The following is a 16,887-nucleotide window of genomic DNA, read 5'->3' as shown; positions in this document are numbered from 1 at the left end:
GTCAGGCGGAGGGATGATTTGCGTCGTCGCCGACATCACTGCGAGCGACGTTGCGATCGGCTTCGGGATCGTCCGGGTCCTCGATCGGTCCCACCCGCGTGTAGTGGAAAAAGCCGACGATGGCAGCGCCGATCATGGCCGCGACGGCCAGCGGCTTGGCCGCGCCCTTCCACAACGACACCAGGGGACTGATCTTGGGATCCTTGGGCAGACCATGGTAGAGCTCGGGCTTGTCAGCGTGCTGCAGCACGTAGACGACATGGGTGCCGCCCACGCCCGGCGGGTCGTAGACGCCCGCGTTGGCATAGCCGCGCTCCTTCAGGTCGACGATACGCTCGGCACCGAACTGCAGCATGTCTTCCTTGGTGCCGAAGCGGATGGCACCGGTAGGACAGGCCTTGGCGCAAGCCGGCTCTAGGCCCACGCCGACACGGTCGGAGCAGAGGCTGCATTTGTAGGCCTTGCTGTCCACCTTGCTGATGCGCGGCACGTCGAAGGGGCAGCCGGTCACGCAGTTGCCGCAACCCACACAGTGCTCGGAGATGAAGTCCACGATGCCATTCGTGTACTTCACGATGGCGCCGGGGGCCGGGCAGCTCTTCAGGCAGCCCGGGTCCTCGCAGTGCATGCAGCCGTCCTTGCGGATCAGCCACTCGAGCCTGTCTTTCTCGACCTCTACCTCCGAATAGCGCATGACCGTCCAGCTTTGGGGCGTCAGGTCGCGCGGGTTGTCGTAGGTGCCGTGGTTGTCGCCGACGTCGTCGCGCAGATCATTCCATTGCATGCAGGCCACCTGGCAGGCCTTGCAGCCGATGCAGGAGGACACGTCGATGAGCTTCGCCACCTCGGGAACATGGGTGCGAGCCTGCGTGGATGGCGTGGTGGTGGCGGAGCGCTTGGCGATATCGAGGGATTGGAGTGATGACATGGCGCGCTCCCTCAGGCTTTCTCAAGGTTGACGGTGAAGCTCTTGAACTCCGGCGTCTGCGTGTTCGCGTCGCCCACGAAGGGGGTCAGCGTGTTCACGAGATAGCCGGGCTTGGCCACGCCGACGAAGCCCCAGTGGTTGGGCAGGCCCACCGTGTGCACGCGCTTGCCGTCCACGTCCAGCGACGGGATTCGCTTGGTGACGACGGCCACGGCCTTGATGAAGCCTCGGTTGCTGCTCACCTTGACCCAGTCGCCATTGGCCACTCCCTTCTCCTTGGCCAGTTCCTCGCCGATCTCGACAAACTGCTGCGGCTGGATCACGGCCGACGTCAACACGTTCTTGGTCCAGTAGTGGAAGTGCTCGGTCAGCCGGTAGCTGGTCGCCACGTACGGGAAGTCCTTGGGCGTGCCAAAGGCCTCCATGTCGCCCTTGAAGACGCGCGCGGCCGGGTTGGACTTGGCCTTGGCATTCTCCGGGTGCATGGGGTTGGTGGTCAGCGGCGTCTCGAAGGGCTCATAGTGCTCCGGCAGCGGGCCATCCGCCATGCCGCTGGGGGCAAACAGGCGCGCCACGCCCTCGCCGGTCATGATGAATGGGCGAACCGCGTCGGCGTCGGTGGGGTTGGCGTCCGGCCGGATGTCCGGCACGTCGGAACCGGCCCACTTGTCGCCCGACCAGCTGATCAGCCGGCGCTTGGGGTTCCAGGGCTTGCCGGTGGGGTCACAGGATGCCGCGTTGTAGAGCACGCGCCGGTTGGCCGGCCAGGCCCAGGCCCAGGCCAGCGTCTGGCCGATACCCCAGGGGTCGCTGTTGTCACGGCGCGCCATCTGGTTGCCGGCCTGGGTCCACGCGCCGGTGTAGATCCAGCAGCCAGCCGCCGTCGTGCCGTCGTCGCGCAACAGGCCGAAGCCGCTGAGCTGCTCACCGGCCTTGGCCAGGACCTTGGTCGGATCCTTGGGGTCCAGCACGTCGGCCAAGGCCTTGCCGTTGTATTCCTTGGCCAGTTCCTCCGGCGATGGATTGGTCGGCTGCAGATAGGGCCACGTCAGGTTCAGGATGGGGTCGGGGAAGGCCCCACCGTCCTTCACATAGGCGGCCTTCAGGCGCATGAACAGCTCGGCGATGATGGCCTGGTCGCCCTTGGCTTCGCCCGGGGGCTCGGCGCCCTTCCAGTGCCACTGCAGCCAGCGACCGGAATTGGTCAGCGCACCGTCCTCTTCCGCGAAACAGGTGCTCGGGAAGCGGAACACCGTCGTCTGAATCTCGGCCGACTTCACGTCGTTGTGCTCACCGAAGTTCTTCCAGAACTCCGCCGTCTCGGTGTTCAGCGGGTCGATGATGGCCAGATACTTGAGCTTGGACAGGCCCGCAACGATCTTCTTCTTGTTCGGGAAGGAACCAACCGGATTGAAGCCCTGGCAGATGTAGCCATTGAGCTTGCCCTGATTCATCATCTCGAACGCGCGCAGCACGTCATAGCCGGTGTCCCACTTGGGCAGCCAGTGGTAGCCCCAGCTGTTCTCTGCCGTGGCCGCCTTGCCGAAGGTCGTCTTCATGTAGCTGACGAAGAACTTCGGGTAGTTCTGCCAGTAGCTCATCTGGTTGGGACGCAGCGGCTTGGTCGCACGGGTCTTGTAATAGGTCTCCAAGTCCTGCTCGGCGTCCTTGGGCAAGCTCAGATAACCCGGAAGCGACGTGGACAGCAGACCCAGGTCCGTCAGGCCCTGGATGTTGCTGTGGCCGCGCAGCGCGTTCATGCCGCCACCCGGCACGCCGATGTTGCCCAGGAGCAATTGCATCAGCGCACCGGTACGGATGATCTGGGAGCCCATGCTGTGCTGCGTCCAGCCGAGCGCATACATGATGGTCATGGTGCGGTCGGGCGTGGAGGTGCTGGCGATGTACTCGCAGACCTTGAGGAACTTGTCCTTGGGCGTGCCTGTGATCTTGCTGACCTGCTCGGGCGTGTAGCGCGAGTAATGCTGCTTCATGACGTTGAGCACGCAGCGCGGATGCTCCATGGTCATGTCGACCTTGGCAAAACCCTTGTCGTCCAGCTCATAGCCCCAGGAGGCAGGGTTGTAGCTGCGCTTGGCCTCGTCGTAGCCGCTGAAGATGCCGGCTTCGAACTGATAGGCCTCACCGACGATGAAGGTCGCGTTGGTGTAATTCCGTACGTACTCGGTCTGGATCTTGTTGTTGCTGAGCAGGTAGTTGATGACGCCGCCCAGGAAGGCGATGTCGGTGCCCGCGCGGATGGGCGCGTAGTAGTCGCTCATGGCGGCCGAGCGCGTGAAGCGCGGGTCCACGACGATGAGCTTGGCCTTGTTGTGATGCTTGGCTTCGATGACCCACTTGAAACCGCAAGGGTGGGCCTCGGCGGCATTGCCGCCCATGATGAGCACGAGGTCTGCGTTCTTGATGTCCACCCAGTGGTTGGTCATCGCGCCGCGGCCGAACGTCGGGGCCAGACTGGCCACCGTCGGGCCGTGTCAAACACGTGCCTGGTTGTCGAATACGAGCATGCCCAGGCCGCGCATCACCTTGTGCGTGATGTAGCCTGTTTCATTGGACGAGGCCGAGGCGGCCAAGATGCCGGTGCTGGTCCAGCGGTTCACCGTCTGACCTGCGGCATTGGTGGTCTGGAAGTTGGCGTCGCGATCGGCCTTCATCAACTTGACGAGCCGGTCCAACGCCTCATCCCAGCTGACCCGCTTCCACTCCGTGGCACCGGGCTCGCGGATCTCCGGGAACTTCAGGCGGTTGGGGCTGTGCACGAAGTCCAGCAGGCCCGCGCCCTTGGGGCAGAGGGTGCCGCGGTTGACCGGATGGTCCGGGTCACCCTCGATGTGGATGATGGACGAGGTGACGTTCTTCGCCTTGTCGCCCAGGGAATACATGATGACGCCACAGCCCACCGAGCAGTAGGGGCAGGTATTGCGGGTCTCGGTTGCCCGGGAGAGCTTGAAGTTGCGCGTCTCGGCCAGGGCCGCCGTCGGCGAGAACCCCAAGGCCACAAGGCTGGACGCTGCCAACCCCGCGCCGCTCACCCGGAAGAACTGCCTCCGGTTCATGTCCATTCGATTTGCCTCCTGGGAGTTCCCGCAGGCGCCTCGCCGCGGGCATCGTGATGAATCTGGCCGAACCTCGGCACGTCCCGATTGCTTCACAAAGCACCGCCCTTGTCCAGGGAGGGCATTCCAGGGGGAGCACTTAAGTCGGGTATCGTGACCCGACAACCCCGCGCCCACCTGAGGTGGGGTCAGGTGGACTTCGAGATCGAGATGCTCGGGAACTTGGACGAGTAGTCCTTGCCCTGCGCGGCGATCTTGGCGGAGACCTTGCGCGCCAGCGCCTTGTAGAGCGCCGCCACATCGCCGTCCGGCTCGGCCGCAACGGTGGGTGTACCGGAATCAGCCTGCGCACGGATGCTCATCGCCAGCGGCAGCGAGGCCAACAGCTCGCTGCCGTACTGGGCCGCCATCTTGGCACCGCCCTCGGCGCCGAAGATATGCTCGACATGGCCGCAGTTGGAGCAAATGTGCACCGCCATGTTCTCGACGATGCCGAGGATGGGCACACCCACCTTCTCGAACATCTTCAGGCCCTTCTTGGCATCGATCAGCGCAATGTCCTGCGGCGTCGTCACGATGACGGCGCCCGTCACCGGCACGCGTTGCGAGAGAGTGAGTTGGATGTCACCGGTGCCGGGCGGCATATCGACGATGAGGTAGTCCAGGTCCTGCCAACGCGTCTGGCGCAGCAACTGCTCCAGCGCCTGAGTGGCCATGGGGCCGCGCCAGATCATGGCCTGGTCGTCGTCGACGAGGAAGCCGATGGAGTTGACCTGCAGGCCGTGCGCGATGTGAGGCTCCATGTTTTGTCCGTCCAGCGTCTCGGGCCGGCCGCTGGCACCCAGCATCAGCGGCTGGCTGGGCCCGTAGACGTCAGCGTCCAGCACACCCACGCGGGCGCCTTCAGCAACCAGGGCCAGCGCGAGGTTGGCGGCCGTCGTGCTCTTGCCGACGCCCCCTTTGCCGGAGGCCACGGCAATGATGTTCTTCACGCCAGGCAGCAGTTGCACGCCGCGCTGCACGGCGTGGGCGACGACCTTGGTGGCGATGGCGACACTGACGTTTCCGACGCCTGGAACGCCCTTCGCCGCGGCGACCAGGGCCGCACGCAGGGCGGCGTGCTGGCTGGCCGCCGGATAGCCCAACTCGATCTCGACGGCCAGGTCGGCTCCCTCGATCTTCACCGCCTTGATCGCCTTCATCTCGCCGAGCGTGCGGCCGCAGCCAGGGTCCACCACGGCTTGCAGCAGGGGTTCAAGCTGGGCTTCGGAGATCGCGGTCATGGCAGGAGGCAGTTCAGGGAATGCGGGGAAGGCAGTCTAGCCCGCGACTGCCGAGGCGCCGCCCGCGGGGGCTTCGGGCGAAATCCTCACGCCGGTGAGCGAATCGCGCTGCCGTGAGTAAAGAAAGCTTTCGTTAACGGTACCGCCACAAGCCGGCTCAGCCTACATGGCAAGCTGGAAAACATGCAACTTCACCGTGTTTCCGCGGCCGCCATGCTGGTGGCCGGTGGCACCTTTTGTGCTGCCGCCCAGGCCCAAGCTCAGACCCAGACCCGCCCCACACCGCCGGACGCCACGGCGTCGGAACCGGCACCCAAGGCGGCCAAGGCCCAGGCGGAGCAACTCAGGCGCGTGGAAGTCAGCGGCAATGCCAGCGATGAATCCATCCGCAAGGCCTCGACGGCCAGCAAGATCGTCATCACGCGCGAGGAAATCGAGAAGTTCGGCGATTCAACACTGGGCGAGATGATCAAGCGCCTGCCCGGCGTGACGACTGGTGGCCGCCCCGGGCGTGGCGGCGACATCCGCATGCGCGGCATGGGTGGCGGCTACACGCAGATCCTCGTCAATGGCGAGCGGATGCCCCCCGGCTTCTCGCTCGACCAATTGCCACCCGAGCAGGTCGAGCGCATCGAGGTGCTGCGCGCGCCCACCGCGGAATACGGCACCCGCGCCGTGGCCGGCACCATCAATGTCGTGCTGCGCGAGGCGCTCAAGAAACGACTCAATGAATTCCGCGCCGGTTTCGCCACCGAGCGCGGCCAGATCAGCCCCGGCATGAGTTGGACGCGCAACGACAACTTCGGCGACGGCCATGCCTACAACCTGACCGTCAACGCGATGCGCGGCGAGCGCATCGACAACCTGATCAATGACACGCTGACCCACACGGTCGCGAGCGACAGCGACAGCCTGCTGATCTCCCGAGGCCGCAGCCAGGACGAGCGCAGCTCGCTGAACCTGAACGGCCGCGTGCAACTCAAGCTGAACGCGACGGACAGCCTGGCCATCCAGCCCTTCATCGTGTCCACGCGTTCCACCAGCAGCTCCCAGCTGTTGCAGACCACCACCCCCACGCCCGATCCACGGCCCGCCGGTTTCTACGACGCTGCTGACACTCAGGGCGACAACCGCTTCACGATGGCACGGCTGAACGCGCAGTGGCAGAGCCGGCTGAGCGCCGACACCCGCATCGAGGCGCGCGGCGGCCTGGGCCGCGCGCGCGGCGAAAGCCACAGCGTGCGGCAGGAAAGCCTGGCCGGAACCGACTCGCGACTGCAGGACGACAGCACCACCAGCCGCGACAGTAACTGGAGCGCGCTGGCCAAGCTGTCGCACAACCTCGGCGGCGACCATGCCTTGGTGAGCGGCTTCGAGGCCGAGGGCACCACCCGCCACCAGAACCGCATCACCCTCGTCAACGGCAAACCGCAGACCGGGCTGGACGATTTCGGCGACGACCTCGATGCCGCATCGACCCGCATCGCCGTCTACGCCCAGGACGAATGGAATGTCGGCAAGCAATGGGACTTCTACGCCGGCGCACGCTGGGAAGGCATCACGACCAAGTCCAGCGCGGCAAGCTACGACGCACACAACAAATCCAGCGTCTTCACGCCGCTGGCCCATGCGCGCTACAAGCTCGACGAGCGCGGTCGCGACATGATCCGCGCCAGCCTGACGCGCAGCTACCGAAGCCCGCAGTTGCAGGACTTGATCGCGCGCCCCACCATCAATAGCCAGGTGCCGCACCAGGCCAACACGCCCGATCGCGCCGGCAACCCCGACCTCAAGCCCGAGCTCGCCACAGGCTTTGAGATTGGCTACGAGCATTACCTGACCAAGGGCGGCCTGCTGAGCGCCAACTTCTTCGCCCGGCGCATCACCAACCTGATGCGCAACGTCACGGCGCTGGAAACCGTGCGCTGGGCTGCGACACAACGCTGGGTCTCCCGACCGCAGAACATCGGCAAGGCCTCGACGGCCGGCGTCGAGCTGGAGGCGCGCTTCCGCCTGGACGAGTACTTCGAGAACGCGCTGCCCATCAACGTGCGCAGCAATCTCAGCTTCTTCACGTCCAGCGTGGACGGCATCCCGGGTCCGAACAACCACATCGATGGCCAGCCCAAGGGCACGGCCAACCTCGGTGCCGATTACCGTCTGCGCTCGCTGCCGCTCACGTTGGGCGCCTCGCTGAACTGGACGCCGTCGACGACCACCCAACAGACACTGATCACCGAGAGCACCGCCAACCGCAAGGCCGTCGTCGACGCCTTCGCGCTGTGGGCCATCAACATGGAGCAGTCGGTGCGGGTGTCCGCATCCAATCTGTCCGCGCTGGACTACTTCACCGGCAGCGTGATCAACACCGGCGAGCAGGTGATCACCTCACGCAGCGGCGGCCCGAGCTACACGCAGTGGCAGGTGCGATGGGAGATGAAAATCTAGCCGGGGTCCTTGGCGGCCGGGCTCAGCGCGCCGCGCCGGGCGGCAGCGCCCCCTTCTCCACCCGTGCAGAGATCTAAGGGGGGCCGTCGATCTGCGACAGCGCAGGCGCCCCCCCGCCCCCTGGCCGCGCTTCGGTCGCGACCGGCAACGCAGATCTCGCGTTCGAGACGACTGGTCGCGCGGGGGGGCGCGGGATCGATCAGTGCTCGCGCATGCTGGCAGTCACCCACGGGCCCGTGAGCCCGTCCAGCTCGCAATCCCACAACGCCTGGGCATCCATCTCGTCGACCACGCCCTCGCCGTAGACCTTCAAGGCCAAGCTGCGCAGCATGATGACCATGCCTCGCACGAAGGCGGCGCGACCGGCCTCGCCTGCGACGCCCAGCAGCACCGAGGCGTCCAGCTTCACGTAGTCCAAGCCAGCCTGGTACAGGCGTTCCACCTGGGCCAGGCCGGCACCCGCATGCTCCAGGCCCAGCTTGACGCCCAGAGGTCGCAGTTGCTGGCCAAGCTCCAGCAGGCGATCGAAATGCTCTGTGGCGGCGGCCTCGGTCAGGTCCAGCAGCAGGCCCCGCGCGGCCTGCGGCCACAGGCCCAGCAGCTCGCGCAGTTGCGGCAGGAAAACGGCATCCGCCAACGAGGCTGGCGCCACATTGATGCAGCGAGGCTGGCCGTCTCCCGTGATGGCCTTGAGCGCCATGTCGACCGCGAAGAGGTCCACATGGGCCGTCAGCCGCGCGCGGGCGGCGAGCGGCAGCCAGGTGGCGGCCGGCGCGAACCCTGCTCCCAAGTCCAGCTGAAGGGGGCATTCCAGGTGCAGCACGCGGCCGGCACGATCACACACCGGGAACTCGGCCAGACGGCCTCGCTGTTGGCCCACGGCCTGCTGCAGCTGGGCACGCCACAGGCCCTCACCCTGCTCGCGGCCGAGGCCAGGGTCGGCCACGATCTCGACGACGAAACCGCCACGCGCCTCGCTGAGATGCTCGGCGCGCGCCAACGCGGCGTCCGCCTCGCCCAGCCAGACGCTGCTGGGCCGCTCACGCGGCAGTTCGATGGCGCCCAGCGCCACCTGCACGCCGGGGCCAAAGGCCGGGAGGCTGGCGCGCAGCGCGTCAGCCAGCGCATGGGCCGTCTCGGCAGCCACGCCCTCGGCGGGCAACCACAGCGCGAAATCGCCACCGTTGAGTCGGCCGACGCGGCAGCCGGCAACGGACTCGGGATAAGCCTGCAGCGCCGTGACGACGGTCAGCAACACGTCGTCCACGGCAACGCGGCCGAGGCGGGCATTCAGGCCCGGCAAATCGCGCAGCCGCACCAGCACAAGACCCGCGATGGCCGGGCCATCGTCGCGCTGCAGCGCGGCGTCCAGCTCAGCGAGGAAATGTCGGCGCGTGGACACGCCGGTCAGCGGGTCATGGTGCACCTGCTCGCGCAGCACCAGCAACTGGCCCGCCTGGGCCTCGAACATCTCCTTGACCCGTTGCACCATCGCGTTCATCGCACGTGTCAGGCGCTGCAGCTCGGGCACTCGCGGCTCAGTGACCTGGCCGTAGCTGCCCACCAGAACGCCCTCCGCCTGGGCCACGGCGGCATCCAGCGGACGACGGATGCGGCGCAGGCCGGCCCAGGCCACGACGGCCGCAGCGATGCCAACGATGAGCAGCCAGGCCAGCAGCCTGCGCGAACTCAGCCACAGCGCATCATGGGCGTAGCTGGACTGGCTCTTCAATTCCACCGAACCGATGGCGTTCCAGCCGTTGGACACCTGGGCGACACCAGGTTCTGCGGTGATAGGCAACAGCGCACGGAACCAGCCCGGGGCTTGGCCGCGACGCGGCGCCTCGCTGCGCTCGAACAGCGTAGCGCCGTCAATGCCGCGCCAGCGCACGAACTCGTAGGCCCCGGTGTCGAACTGGGCGGACACGAGGAGCTTGATCAGCTCGCCGTCCCCCTTCTGCTGCGACAGCGCCAGCGCCAGCGCCTGGGCGTTGTCGGCGTTCTTCAGCTCGAGCTGGGTACGCATCAACTGCTGCGTGGACAGCGTGGACAGGCCGACCGCACCCACCAACGCAGCCAGCACCACACCCAGCACCAGCCAGGCGATCTGCCGCATCAACGACATGACTCACTCCCCATCACAAGAATCCCTCTGCTCTGACCTTGGCGACCAGCTCGCGCCACAGCGACAGGCGCGCCAGCGGATCACCCGCCGTCACCTGGCCCGTACCCTGCCACAGGCCCTCGGTGTTGAAACTGAATACCGGCGTCAGATCCGCCCGCTGCGATGCGGGCAGCACCTCCGGCCGCAGGTTGTCCAGGATCAACGGCTCGGCGCCCGGCTGGGCATAGTAGGCCAGCACCATATGGGCCAGCGATTGCCCGGCCAGCCGCGCCCGCACGTAGACCAGCCGGAGCCGGGCCGTCGGTACGCCCGCGGCAGTCAGGCTGAAGTACTTGGCGATTGCGTAGTCCTCGCAGTCGCCTGCGCGCTTCTCCAGGCTCTCCAGTGGCGAGGCCCAGTAGTCCGGCACGCCCCACGTGACGGCATCGTCCCTGAATGCGAGGCGACGGTTGAAGAAATCGTTGATTTCCCTCAGCCGCTGCAACTCCTCCTGCGTGCCGCTGTGTTCGATCTGCTGCACCAAGGCCTGGGCCTGCTCGACCACCCGCGGGCCGCGCAGGGCTGCCGCGTCGAGCACGCGCGCCGCGTCGTAGGCCGCCGCGGCCAGCAGGGGGCCCGCCACCAGGGCGGCCAGCCACCACCGGCGCGGGCGGAAGGCGAAAGCAACGCGAGGCGGGGAAGTGGGCAAGATTGACGGGGGGCAGCGATTGAATTCACTGTACCCGCACGGAGGCAACCTAAGATTTTGTGATCATGCAGAACCCGGCCTCAACTCACGCATCGCGCGCTCAGCAGATCCGCGACGACCTCGACCAGTCGCGCCGCCGCGGCCCCTTGCAGCAGATCCAGATTCCCCCCTGCCCCGAGCTGCTGGCCCAGTTGCAACAGGCGATGAGCACGCCGGAGCCCGATCTCACGCTGGTTGCCCGCATCGCCTCCAGCGACGTGGCCATGGCCGCCACGCTGCTGCGCATCGCCAACGGCCCGCTGTTCAAGCCCGTGGGCCTGCCCTGCACCACCGTGGGCCAGGCCATGAACCGCATCGGCCTGCGCGAGAGCGTGTCGGTCATGACTGGTTTTCTGCTGCAGCACGCCATTCCCGTCAACGCGCCGCAGTTGGTGCGCTTCTGGCAGCGCAGCACCAAGCGCGCCATCGCGATGGCCACCATCGCCCAGCAGCTCCCGGGCCTGTCGCCCGACCTCGCCCACAGTTTCGGCCTGTTCCTGCACGTCGGCATGCCGGTGCTGCTGCAGAGTGTGCGCGGCTATGCATCGACGATGGTGGAGGCCGGCGCGCGCATTGACCGCCCCTACATCGCCACCGAAAACGCCAACCACAAAACGGACCACGCAGTCGTCGGCGCCCTGGTCGTGCGGGTGTGGAACCTCGCTCCACCACTGATCGCAGCCATCCGTCTGCACCACGACTTCGCAGCCCTGGGCCATGGTGACATCGAGCCCGAGATCCACACGCTCATCGCCGCCGGCCTCATCGCCGAGCATCTGATGCGCCGCCACGAGGGCCTGCCCGAAGACGCCGACTGGGCCGGCCACCACGCCGCCGCCATGGGCTGGCTGCACATCGGCTGGGACGAACTGGCGCAGTGGGAAGAGGCGGTGAACCTGCAGTTCGACGCCGTCTGAGCCCGATGCGGCTGCCACGCCTGCGCACACTCGTCCTCGTCGCCATGATCGTGGCGACGCTGGGCACGGTGGGCTGGTGGGTGTTCGGCCCGCCCGGCGTCGCCGTGGAGCTCACCCGGCGCAGCTGGCGCATGGAGATCGTCGTCGAGCGGCTGCGCGCGGAAGGCGGCTCCGACTGGTGCGACGAGCTGCCCGAAGGCGCCTTCGACATCACCCGGCGCGTGGTCGCTGACCCAGCCGGCCGCCGCGCCGAGCCTGGCGAGCATTGCCGCTATACGGTGCTGGCCTGGCGCCGCAGCTGGATCGCGAAGACCGAGGGCGGCCCCGATACCCGGCCGGACTGGCCTCGCCCGCCGCTGCGCGTGGCGCCGCCGGGCCAGCCGGGCAGCGAACGCCTGGGCAAGCGCGAGGCCTACTACGAGATCGAGCTCAGCGACGGCGGCGACCACCTCTGGACGTGCCGCATGGACCTGGAACGGTGGATGCAGTTGCGAGTCGGGCAGCGTTTCCGCGTGCCGGTGGACCGTTTCGGCACGGCAGACTGCCCGCACATGTACGAGTCTCGGCTCTAGCGGAACAGCTGCCAGGCAGCCACGACGACATGGCCCCAGAGCGTCAGGTTGAAGCCCAGCAGCGTGAAGACGCGCAGAAAATTCCACAATTTACGCGCGCGATCCAGTGCCTCGTCTGCCCCGGTGAAGACATAGATGCCCATGTAGAGGGCCGAAGGCACCAGCGTGGCGGCCATGGCCAAAGCCATGAACCAGTAGAAGAAGGTCATCCCGGCATTGTGACGACAGCCGGCGCCCCCAGGCCCAGCGTTAGCCCGAAGAGCGCACCGGGCAGGCCTGTGCGTCAGCCCGGGCTCGTGGCCTTCCAGCGTTTGAGTACCTCGGCCTCCTGCTCGGGCGAGAAAGCCAGACGCGTGCGTCCTTCCTTTTCCTGGAGCTGCCCCTGGTACCAGGCCAGCGTATCGGCCACCGTCTGCTCGACGGGGCGGAAGCGCAGGCCGGCCTGCACGGCGCGCCGGTTCTGCCAGGTGTGGAAGCCCCGGGTGTCACCCTGGTGGGGCACCCAGATCGGGAAGCTGATGCCTTCCTGCCGGGCGACAAACTCACCAGGAATCCAGGTGACGCTCCCGCCCGTGGGCGTGGCCTTCTGGCAGGCGGCGATGACGCGCCCCCAGCTCATGGGCTGGGCGGGCCCGAGGGCGTTGAAGCGGCCCGTGGTGCCGTTCTCGACCAGTAGCACCAGCCATTCGGCAAGATCGCGGACATCGATGAGCTGCAGCGGGTCGCTCGGCGCGCCGGGCACGGCCACCTCGCCGCCCCTGTCGAAACGCGCCGGCCAATAGGTGAAACGGCCGCTGGGATCGTCGGGACCGACGATGAAGCCGGGCCGCACGACGGCCGTACGCCCGGGAAGCGCCGCTTCGGCTGCGGCTTCGCAGGCGGCCTTGAGCCCACCGTAGTTCTCGAAGCCCTTGCCCATGTCCTCGACCTGGGGGTCGGTCAGCACTGCCAGCGGCGCCTCCTCGTCGCCATTGACCGGGGCGGGCTCGCGGTAGGCGCTGACGCTGGAGATGTAGATGTAGTGCTTGACCCGTGGCGCCAGCAGGCTGGCCGACGCACCCACCATGCGCGGATAGAAGCCCGAGTCGTCGATCACGGCGTCCCATTCGCCGCTCTCCAGCGATTTGAGGCCCTCGCCCTTGAGTGGATCGCGGTCGCCCTGGCGCTTCTCGATGTCAGGGAACAGCCCGGGGCGCGTTCGGCCCCGGTTGAAGAGGGTCAGCGTGTGACCTCGCGAACGGGCCGCCTCCACGATGGCCGGGCCGAGGAAGCCGGTGCCGCCGAGGACAAGGATGCGCTTGGGAGGAGTGGTGGCCGCGAGGGCGGCGCCGGGAAGCAGGGCGGTGCTCATTTGTAGGACCTGTCGACGGTTGGGGCGGACCTTCATGCTGGGGGTTCCTTTGACCCCATTAGCACGCCAATCCGCCCGGGCTGCGACAAGTCACGGCGGGAAAACCCGGCGCATGACAAAAGTCTGCCCTGCCTCGAAGCCCTGTCCTGCCGCCTGCGGCGACCCAGGCCGGCCCGGTCTCAGGCGATCTTGAAGACCGCCACCACCTCGGCCAGATTCTGGGCCTGGTCGCTCAGCGAGGACGAGGCCGCCGTCGACTCCTCGACCAGCGCGGCGTTCTGCTGCGTCATCTGGTCAAGGTTGGCGACGGCTTGGTTGACCTGGGCGATGCCGTCGCGCTGCTCGACCGCGGCGGCCGCGATCTCGGCCATCAGATCCGTGACGCGGCGCACGCTCGCGACGATCTCTTCCATGGACTGCCCGGCCTCGGCCACATCGGCTGCCCCGGCCTCGACGGTCTCGACCGAGCGGCCAATCAGCGTCTTGATTTCCTTCGCCGCCTCGGCGCTGCGCTGGGCCAGCGTGCGCACCTCGCCAGCGACTACCGCGAAGCCGCGACCCTGCTCTCCGGCACGGGCGGCCTCCACGGCCGCGTTCAGCGCAAGGATGTTGGTCTGGAAGGCGATGCCGTCGATGGTGCCAATGATGTCGGAGATCTTGCGCGAAGAATCGCTGATCTCATCCATGCGCTGCACCACCGCGCCGACCACCTTGCCACCCCGGGCTGCTGCCTCGGCCGCCGTGCTGGCCAACTGGTTGGCCTGGCGGGCGGTGTCCGCCGACTGGCCCACGGCGCCGGTCAGCTCTTCCATGCTGGATGCGGTCTCTTCGAGGTTGGATGCGGTCTGCTCGGTGCGGGCCGACAGGTCATGGTTGCCGGTTGCGATCTGCGAAGCGGCACTGGACACCGAGTCCACGCCCTCGCGCACCTGGCTGACGACGTTCTTCAACTGGCCGACCATGCGCAGCAGCGCGCTTTGCAGCTGCGCCAGCTCGTCCCCACCGACGACACGCAGGCTGCGCGTCAGGTCCCCGCTCGCGACGGCCTCGGCCAGCTCCACGGAGGCCGCCAGCGGCCGCGTGATCTGTCGCGTGATGCTCCACGCCAACGCCGCGCCGAGCAACACCGCCACCACGGTCATGCCGATGATCAGGTTGCGGCTGTTGGCGTAGATCCGGTCGCCGAGCTCATTGGCGATCTCCGAGTTCTTGCCGTTCAGCTCGACCAGCGCGTCGATGTCCTGGATGGTGGCATTGAACTTGGCAAGGCCGTCCCCGACCAGCAGCGTCTTCGCCCGGGCCTCGTCGTCCGCAAGCGCAGCGGCCTTGAAGGTCCGGCTGTTCTCCAGGTAGGCGCCCCAGCTCTCCTTGAACCGCTTCAGCATGGCCGACTCTTCGGGTGTGGTCGGCAGTTTCTCGTAGATCGCCAGGTGCTCCTCCATCAACTGCAGGTACTTCTGCGACGACTCCACCGCCGCCTTGCGCTCGGCCGGATCGGACAGCGCCACGCGGTACTCGCTGGTCCGGTAGCGGGTGGCCTGCTTTGCGACTTCCTGCAGCTCCCGCACCGAGGGCAGGTAGTTGTCGCCCATGTCGCTGGCGGTGTCGTTGACGCGGCCCAGCTGGAAGATGGCCAGCGAGCCCAGGATGACCGTGATCAGCAGCACCGTGAGGAAGGCCAGGCCCAGCTTGGCGCCGACGGAAATGCGGGTAAGGAATTGCATGGGAGGTCTTGGACGTGGCAGGCGGAATCCGACATGCAAGGACTTCGCATGTCTGGCTTCTCAGATTGTTGTACGCGTACGGTATTCACCAGAACCTAGAGGCAGAGCGCCGCGTGCGTATTTAACGTGGGAGACTGGAACCGTTGACGTACATCAACGACATCCCGCTCACGAGGCGGCATGCAACGCAAGGGAGGAGACATGACGACCAGAACGCCGCCTCCGGCGGCTGTCGCCAAACCCCGAGTCCGCCGTGGCCCGGCCGAGATGGCGCAGTTGAAGCTAAAACTGCTGGAACTGGCGCGTGGGATCCACGACGCCGAGGGCCCGGCCGCGCTGTCCATGCGGCGACTTGCCCAGGACGCCGGCCTGTCGACGATGGCGCTCTACAGCTATTTCCCCAACAAGCAGGCGCTGCTGGAGGGGCTGTGGCTTGAAGTCTTCGAAGCGCTGCTGGCTGAGCTGCTGGCCGCCTCGATGGGTCGGCGCGCGCCGTTGAAGGTGATGGAGGGGCACCTGCGCAGCTTCCTGGCCTTTTGGGAGGCCCGTCCGGAGCAGTTCCGCATGATCTACATGTCGACGCCCCAGGGCGACGGCAAGGAGGCTGTGCCGATGAAGGACCAGCCGGTCTACCGTCAGCTGATCCAGCTGGAGCGGGAGCGTGTGGCTGCCTGCGCCGGCACCACCGAGCCCAGCGAGGTCCGGTTGGCCGAAGCCTCGGCGCTGTCTCTGATCAAGCTGGTTGGCTACTTGCTGGTGGTGCTGGGCATGCCACGGTACCCGCTGCCGGAACGCATGCAACTTCGCGAACGGGTGATTGCCGATAGCCTGCACGGCATCGTGAAAACCCTGGCCAGCTAGGGCTGCTGCGGCTTGACCGCATTCAACATCTCGCGCCACAGGGGCGCGTAGGCCGCATTGCCCACGCCATCGGTGTGGGGCAGGCGGGTGACGACCGGCAGGTCCAGCACATGCACCTGCGCGGCCGGGATGCCCAGGGTGCGGTAGATGCGTTCCAGCGTGCCGGCTTGAGGCTCCTGCGCGTTGTAGGTGGCCTGCCAGCGCTCGAGCGGCGTGACGCTACGACGTCGGTACCAAGCGGCGATGTCACCATTGGCGCCATGGTCCCAGCCGCCGGAGAACACCACCACGCCCGCCACCGCGCGGGTCTGCGCGATGAAAGCCGCCATGCCACCGCCCTGCGATTGGCCCATCAGCACGATGCGGCTCCAACGCGGCTCGTTGCCGTCCAGGTAGCCCTGCCAATGGCCCGCCGGGTCCTGCCCGGCCAGGTGGCGCAGCAGCTGTGAGAGGCGCGGCACGATGGCGTCTTCGGGCCGGTCATCCACCGGCGCACCGGACTGGTCACCCCAGGCACGCTGCTGGCGGAACTGCGCAGCACATGCCGGCTGCATGCGCAGCCGCGCGGGCGTGCAGACCTGGGCCACGGCCGGTGTGTCGTGGTAGGACAGCGCCACGAGCCGGTAGCCCTCACCCAGCACCTCGGCGAAGAGGGCCTTGGGACCGCGCTCGGGCTGGCCACCAGTGCCAGGCAGCCACACCAGCAAAGGCCCGGCCGTGGCCGGGTCGTAGGCGACCCAATGTGCCGGCTCTCCAGCCGCCAGTCTCGCGTCAGTTGCATGGGGAGCGATGGACCACGTGACAGGCTGCTGGGCCGCTGCCGCAAACGCGGCAAGGCCCAGCAGCGCGACCGCTCCCGGCCGGCGCATGGCGC

Annotated in this window: 13 protein-coding genes; 4 read left to right on the top strand and 9 right to left on the bottom strand. The window is 67.2% G+C overall.

Annotation, left to right across the window (positions count from 1 at the left end):
• Position 1: 1 nt before the first annotated feature.
• The 3 genes from fdxH to apbC form a co-directional block, all read right to left on the bottom strand.
• Entirely contained in the window at positions 2-928 is a 927-nt protein-coding gene (gene fdxH, locus VGF12_RS13075; RefSeq protein ID WP_331176471.1) for a formate dehydrogenase subunit beta, read from the bottom strand.
• A gap of 11 nt (positions 929-939) precedes the next feature.
• On the bottom strand, positions 940-4,011 hold the full coding sequence (gene fdnG, locus VGF12_RS13070) for a formate dehydrogenase-N subunit alpha (RefSeq protein ID WP_331176470.1): 3,072 nt from the start codon (positions 4,009-4,011) through the stop codon (positions 940-942).
• 182 nt (positions 4,012-4,193) lie between these two features.
• Positions 4,194-5,288 (bottom strand): iron-sulfur cluster carrier protein ApbC, encoded by a 1,095-nt coding sequence (gene apbC, locus VGF12_RS13065; protein ID WP_331176469.1) that lies wholly within the window; start codon positions 5,286-5,288, stop codon positions 4,194-4,196.
• Between the two features lie 183 nt (positions 5,289-5,471).
• On the opposite strand from apbC, the gene VGF12_RS13060 reads away from it, so the two are divergent.
• Positions 5,472-7,736 (top strand): TonB-dependent receptor, encoded by a 2,265-nt coding sequence (locus VGF12_RS13060; RefSeq protein ID WP_331176468.1) that lies wholly within the window; start codon positions 5,472-5,474, stop codon positions 7,734-7,736.
• Positions 7,737-7,935: 199 nt separating this feature from the next.
• Here VGF12_RS13060 and VGF12_RS13055 read toward each other — a convergent pair whose 3' ends face one another.
• Complete coding sequence (locus tag VGF12_RS13055; protein ID WP_331176467.1) at positions 7,936-9,861, bottom strand: EAL domain-containing protein; 1,926 nt, start codon at positions 9,859-9,861, stop codon at positions 7,936-7,938.
• Between the two features lie 13 nt (positions 9,862-9,874).
• Positions 9,875-10,483 carry a transglutaminase-like cysteine peptidase gene (locus VGF12_RS13050; protein ID WP_331176466.1) on the bottom strand — a complete coding sequence of 203 codons (609 nt, stop codon included), beginning with the start codon at positions 10,481-10,483 and terminating at the stop codon, positions 9,875-9,877.
• A gap of 131 nt (positions 10,484-10,614) precedes the next feature.
• Here VGF12_RS13050 and VGF12_RS13045 point away from each other — a divergent pair, with 131 nt between their 5' ends.
• Both VGF12_RS13045 and VGF12_RS13040 read left to right on the top strand, forming a co-directional pair.
• Complete coding sequence (locus VGF12_RS13045; RefSeq protein ID WP_331176465.1) at positions 10,615-11,505, top strand: HDOD domain-containing protein; 891 nt, start codon at positions 10,615-10,617, stop codon at positions 11,503-11,505.
• Positions 11,506-11,510: 5 nt separating this feature from the next.
• A complete protein-coding gene (locus VGF12_RS13040) occupies positions 11,511-12,077 on the top strand; it encodes a hypothetical protein (RefSeq protein WP_331176464.1) in 567 nt (188 codons plus the stop codon).
• On the opposite strand, the gene VGF12_RS13035 is transcribed toward VGF12_RS13040, so the two are convergent.
• The 3 genes from VGF12_RS13035 to VGF12_RS13025 all read right to left on the bottom strand — a co-directional run bounded on the left by VGF12_RS13035 (position 12,074) and on the right by VGF12_RS13025 (position 15,152).
• Positions 12,074-12,286, bottom strand: coding sequence for a hypothetical protein (locus VGF12_RS13035; RefSeq protein ID WP_331176463.1), 213 nt, complete (start codon positions 12,284-12,286; stop codon positions 12,074-12,076). The two genes, VGF12_RS13040 and VGF12_RS13035, sit on opposite strands and share 4 nt — an antisense overlap.
• A gap of 74 nt (positions 12,287-12,360) precedes the next feature.
• Positions 12,361-13,428: a hypothetical protein gene (locus tag VGF12_RS13030; protein WP_331176462.1), complete on the bottom strand. Its 1,068-nt coding sequence runs from the start codon at positions 13,426-13,428 to the stop codon at positions 12,361-12,363.
• Positions 13,429-13,607: 179 nt separating this feature from the next.
• A complete protein-coding gene (locus VGF12_RS13025; RefSeq protein ID WP_331176461.1) occupies positions 13,608-15,152 on the bottom strand; it encodes a methyl-accepting chemotaxis protein in 1,545 nt (514 codons plus the stop codon).
• A 201-nt stretch (positions 15,153-15,353) separates the two neighbouring features.
• Between VGF12_RS13025 and VGF12_RS13020 the strand changes: the two genes are divergently transcribed.
• Complete coding sequence (locus VGF12_RS13020; protein WP_331176460.1) at positions 15,354-16,013, top strand: helix-turn-helix domain-containing protein; 660 nt, start codon at positions 15,354-15,356, stop codon at positions 16,011-16,013.
• On the opposite strand, the gene VGF12_RS13015 is transcribed toward VGF12_RS13020, so the two are convergent.
• A complete protein-coding gene (locus tag VGF12_RS13015; RefSeq protein ID WP_331176459.1) occupies positions 16,010-16,882 on the bottom strand; it encodes a BPSS1187 family protein in 873 nt (290 codons plus the stop codon). The two genes, VGF12_RS13020 and VGF12_RS13015, sit on opposite strands and share 4 nt — an antisense overlap.
• Positions 16,883-16,887: the final 5 nt, after the last annotated feature.

Source organism: Roseateles sp. (assembly GCF_036404855.1).
Taxonomy (GTDB): domain Bacteria; phylum Pseudomonadota; class Gammaproteobacteria; order Burkholderiales; family Burkholderiaceae_C; genus Pelomonas.
Note: the sequence above shows the minus strand (reverse complement) of the source record. Positions and strands in the feature narration are given on the sequence as shown.